Annotated in this window: 1 protein-coding gene; it reads right to left on the bottom strand. The window is 49.9% G+C overall.

Going from position 1 to position 834, the window contains the following annotated elements; translation table 11 throughout:
- Positions 1–134: 134 nt before the first annotated feature.
- Positions 135–834: transposase (locus tag AC27IT_RS27715; RefSeq protein WP_487092252.1), on the bottom strand; the 700-nt coding region annotated here is incomplete at its 5' end.

Genomic DNA, 834 nt, shown 5'->3' with positions numbered 1-834 from the left:
TGAGCACTTTGCATAATTCCATTTTCGAGAAAAAGACAACAGATTTATATGGCCTGTGGTTGGTTTCAATGTCGTGATGTGATGGCTTTGGAAAAATGGGCAGACCTGCAGAATTTTCGTCTATGCTGAAAAATTTAAGCTGCGGCTTTGCTTGAATGCTTAACCATGGCTAGTGCAGAAGCCAGCAATACAATGGCGTTAAGGTACTGGTGCGTTGTGACTTTCTGAATTCCCCAAACGTGCATCGCATCGGCTGTTAGATAGGTTTTCAAGCGGGAATTGCATCGTTCCACGCTAGTTCTTTCGTTGTACAGTTCTTTCCAACGCTTGCTCTCCCGATGCGGTGTGGAGTAGCGGCGCAGATCACTGGTTGTATCCACCTTAACGACCATCCCATAATTGGAAGACGAACAAGCGGCCATTCCGAGCGGGCAGTCTACCTTGCCTGTAGCATGGGGACAGCGGAATTTCAGAACATCGCCATCCGCTCCCCAATAGGTCATCGGAAAACCCATGGAGCAGCAAGGCGTTCCGTTTGATGTCATGCCGGCAGGCGGCTCTTTCTCATTGCGAAGATTCATCGGGATGATCGCCTGTGCTTTCAAATTCCGGGCAGCCTCATAGTTTTTTAGTTGGTCGTACCCAGCATCGAGGACAAAGAAGCTGACTTTGGTTTTTGCCGCGACTTGTTCCATCAGATCTGGCGCCATATCGCCGTCATGGACATGAGCCGGTGTCACGGCGAGCGCCATCGGCAGTTCGCTTTTGGTATCGACGGCGAGATGAAGCTTGTAGCCAAACCACTTCACCTTATTGCCGAAGGAGTCGAACTTG

This window comes from Brevibacillus sp. YAE8 (genome assembly GCF_057543335.1).
Note: the sequence above shows the minus strand (reverse complement) of the source record. Positions and strands in the feature narration are given on the sequence as shown.